We start from the raw sequence: 3,029 nt of genomic DNA, 5'->3' as shown, positions 1-3,029 counted from the left end.
CGCCCGCCCGAAACGACGGGCATCGCCTTTGATGACGTGCACCTGTCCTATGGCGATCATCGGGTTCTGAACGGGCTTGCCTTCACCGCCGAACCCGGGCGGACCACCGCCATCGTCGGTCCCTCTGGCGCGGGGAAATCGACGGTCTTCAACCTCCTCACCCGCATGGTGGATCCCGACTCGGGGCGCATCACACTCGGCGGGGTGGACATCGCCACGCTCGACCTCGCCACGCTGCGCGACCATTTCTCGGTCGTGACGCAGGACGCCACGCTCTTCGACGAGACGATCCGCGAGAACGTGCTCCTCGGCCGCGAGGGCGTGCCCGAGGAAATGCTGCGCGCCGCGCTCGACGCGGCCCATGTCAGCGCCTTCGCGGAAGCGTTGCCGCTCGGCCTCGAGACGCCGGCGGGCCCGCGCGGCTCGGGCCTTTCGGGCGGGCAGCGCCAGCGTGTTGCCATCGCCCGCGCGCTCCTGCGCGACGCGCCGGTGCTCCTCATGGACGAGGCGACCTCGGCCCTCGACGCGCAAAGCGAGACGGTCGTGCAGGCGGCACTTGAGCGCCTCTCGCAGGGCCGCACCACGCTGGTGATCGCGCACCGCCTCGCCACGGTGCGAAACGCCGACAGGATCATCGTGATGGACAGGGGCCGGGTCGTCGAGGAGGGAACGCACGAGACGCTGCTGGCGACGGGGGGGCTTTACGCGGGGCTCTGCCGGTTGCAGTTTTCCGACTGAACGCGACAGGACCGATGCCATGCCCACACCCGGCGAAGCCGCCGCCGACCGCAAGGTCTTCGAGATCACCGGCAAGGACCGCGAGAGCTTCCTGCAGGGCCTTGTCACGAATGACCTCGGCCAGTTGAAGGCGGGGATCGTCTATGCCGCGATCCTGTCGCCGCAGGGCAAGTACCTGGCCGACTTCTTCCTCGTGCCGGACGGGGAGGAGATCCTGCTCGACGTGCATGAAAGCCTGGCCGAGGGGCTTCTCCGCCGCCTGGCGATGTACCGCCTGCGCGCCGAGGTGCGGATCGCGCCCGCGCCCGTTCAGGTCTCCCGCGGCCTTGGTCCCGCGCCCGGGGGCGCCCTTGCCGACCCGCGCCATCCCGCGCTCGGCTGGCGGCTCTATGCGGCCGAACCGGGCGGCGCCCCCGCGATCGACTGGGACACGATCCGGGTGGAGCACTGCATCCCCGAGACGGGCATCGAGCTCATCCCCGACGAGAGCTACATCCTGGAGGCCGGGTTCGAGCGGCTCCACGGCGTCGATTTCCGCAAGGGCTGCTACGTCGGACAGGAAGTCACGGCGCGGATGAAGCACAAGACCGAGCTCAGAAAGGGTCTCGTCACCGTCGCCGTCGAGGGGACGGCACCCGTGGGCGCGGAGATCCTGTCGGAGGGCAGACCTGCGGGGACCCTCTTCACGCAGGCGCGGGGAAAGGGGATCGCCTTCCTGCGCTTCGACCGCGCCGCGGGCGAGCTGCGGGCGGGCGAGGCCCGCATCCGCATGCCGTGAGCGCGTTCAGGCGCGCTCGGAGTATTCCATCGTGTCGGTGTTGACGATGATCGCCTCGCCCTCGCCGACGAACGGCGGCACCATGATGCGCACGCCGTTGTCGAGGATCGCGGGCTTGAAGCTGTTGGCGGCCGTCTGGCCCTTCACCACCGGCTCGGTCTCGCTGATGGTGCAGGTGACCTTCTGCGGAATGGAGAGCGACAGCGCCTCCTCACCGTAGTACTGAACCGTCGCGGTCATCCCGTCCTGCAGGAAGGGCCGGCGGTCGCCGAGAAGCTCGGCGTCGAGCTCGATCTGCTCGAAGGTCTCGGCATCCATGAAAACCAGGCGCCCGTCGGTCTCGTATAGGAACTGCTGGTCCTTGTTCTCCAGCCGCACCTCCTCCACCTTGTCTTCCGAGCGGAAGCGCTCGTTGAGCTTGCGCCCGTCGCGCAGGTTCTTCATCTCGACCTGGGCGAAGGCGCCGCCCTTGCCGGGCTTCACATGGTTGACCTTCACCGCGGCCCAGAGGCCGCCGTCATGATCCAGGATGCTGCCGGGACGGATTTCGTTGCCGTTGATCTTGGCCATGGGAGAGAACCTTGACAAAAGGTTGATAATGCTCGCGCGGCACCTATATATGCCGGGCCCGTGTCTGGCAATCCGACTAGATACGGTGTTTCCCCAGGGTAAGCCATGCGTCTGCTGCATGACAGTCATTCGTCAGAGGGAATACCGAATCGGGGGCGAAAGGCCATAGACAGCGGAACGCCGGTAAACGCAAGAGCAATAAGAACGGACTAGGAAATGCGCGATTTCGTTGACGGCACCGCATTCAACTACGAGCAAGGCCAGCGGTCGCGGAAGCTTTTCGCGGCGGTCGTTCTGGCGGCGCTCGACGATGCGATTGCCGATGACAAGAAGTATGGCAACGGGCCCGAGCAGATTGCCCGTTGGGCCCGCTCGCGGGATGGCCGCGAGGTTCTGTCCTGCGCCGGGATCGACCCGAACGAACGGGTCGTGAAGGGGCTGATGGAATTCGTCTCGAAGGGCGTCCGCACCTCCGTCGCACTGTCGCGCGAGGAAAGCGAACGCCGTCACGCCGCGGAAGAGGCCGAAGCCGCCTGAGCGGTCGAGACCACCATTCTGCCGCAGGAACGCGCCCAGCCGGGCGCGTTTTCCTTTGCTGGCGACCCCGGTTTCCGCCCTAGTCCAGCCCGCGCGCCTCCAGCGCCCGGTTGATCTCCCGCCGGACCAGCATGCGCACGTTCCGGGTGATCCGTTCGCCCAGCGGACCCTGCAGTTCCTCGCGGATGATCTCGGCCACCAGATCGCGCAGCATCGCCATGTCGATGACACCCTCTTCGCCCGGCCCGAAGATCGAACGCTCGTCCTCGTCGCCGCCCGGTGCGGCGGCCTCCGCAGGCTCCCCGGCCAACGCCGAGGCGAGGCCGGGGGCATCGCCCGGCCCGGACTCGGCCTCCCAATCCGCCGCAGGTGCGTCACCGTGGCCCCGGGCCGCGGTGTCCGGCGG

Annotated in this window: 4 protein-coding genes and 1 pseudogene; 3 read left to right on the top strand and 2 right to left on the bottom strand. The window is 67.9% G+C overall.

Annotated features, from left to right (window positions below; genetic code table 11):
- Both F9K34_RS18165 and ygfZ read left to right on the top strand, forming a co-directional pair.
- Positions 1–738: ABC transporter ATP-binding protein (locus F9K34_RS18165; RefSeq protein ID WP_291338514.1), on the top strand; the 738-nt coding region annotated here is incomplete at its 5' end.
- Positions 739–757: 19 nt separating this feature from the next.
- The gene (gene ygfZ / locus F9K34_RS18160) at positions 758–1,516 is read left to right on the top strand and encodes a CAF17-like 4Fe-4S cluster assembly/insertion protein YgfZ (protein ID WP_291338513.1); all 759 of its coding nucleotides are present in this window, start codon (positions 758–760) and stop codon (positions 1,514–1,516) included.
- 6 nt (positions 1,517–1,522) lie between these two features.
- Here the strand turns inward: ygfZ and efp are convergent, their stop codons facing one another.
- Positions 1,523–2,086: an elongation factor P gene (gene efp, locus F9K34_RS18155; RefSeq protein WP_291338512.1), complete on the bottom strand. Its 564-nt coding sequence runs from the start codon at positions 2,084–2,086 to the stop codon at positions 1,523–1,525.
- 216 nt (positions 2,087–2,302) lie between these two features.
- Between efp and F9K34_RS18150 the strand changes: the two genes are divergently transcribed.
- Positions 2,303–2,623 (top strand): DUF6280 family protein, encoded by a 321-nt coding sequence (locus tag F9K34_RS18150; RefSeq protein WP_105513766.1) that lies wholly within the window; start codon positions 2,303–2,305, stop codon positions 2,621–2,623.
- 79 nt (positions 2,624–2,702) lie between these two features.
- Here F9K34_RS18150 and F9K34_RS18145 read toward each other — a convergent pair.
- Positions 2,703–3,029, bottom strand: a pseudogene (locus tag F9K34_RS18145) (glycerol-3-phosphate dehydrogenase); the annotation flags it as partial.

Source organism: Albidovulum sp., assembly GCF_008933605.1.
In the GTDB taxonomy this organism is placed as follows: Bacteria; Pseudomonadota; Alphaproteobacteria; order Rhodobacterales; family Rhodobacteraceae; genus Albidovulum.
This window is presented reverse-complemented; position numbering and strand designations above follow the sequence as displayed.

What these genes read in the sequence shown, in the direction of transcription:
- F9K34_RS18150 (WP_105513766.1), top strand. Translation starts at nt 2,303, where the DNA reads ATGCGCGATTTCGTTGACGGCACCGCATTCAACTACGAGCAAGGCCAG.
- ygfZ (WP_291338513.1), top strand. Translation starts at nt 758, where the DNA reads ATGCCCACACCCGGCGAAGCCGCCGCCGACCGCAAGGTCTTCGAGATC.
- efp (WP_291338512.1), bottom strand. Translation starts at nt 2,086, where the DNA reads ATGGCCAAGATCAACGGCAACGAAATCCGTCCCGGCAGCATCCTGGAT.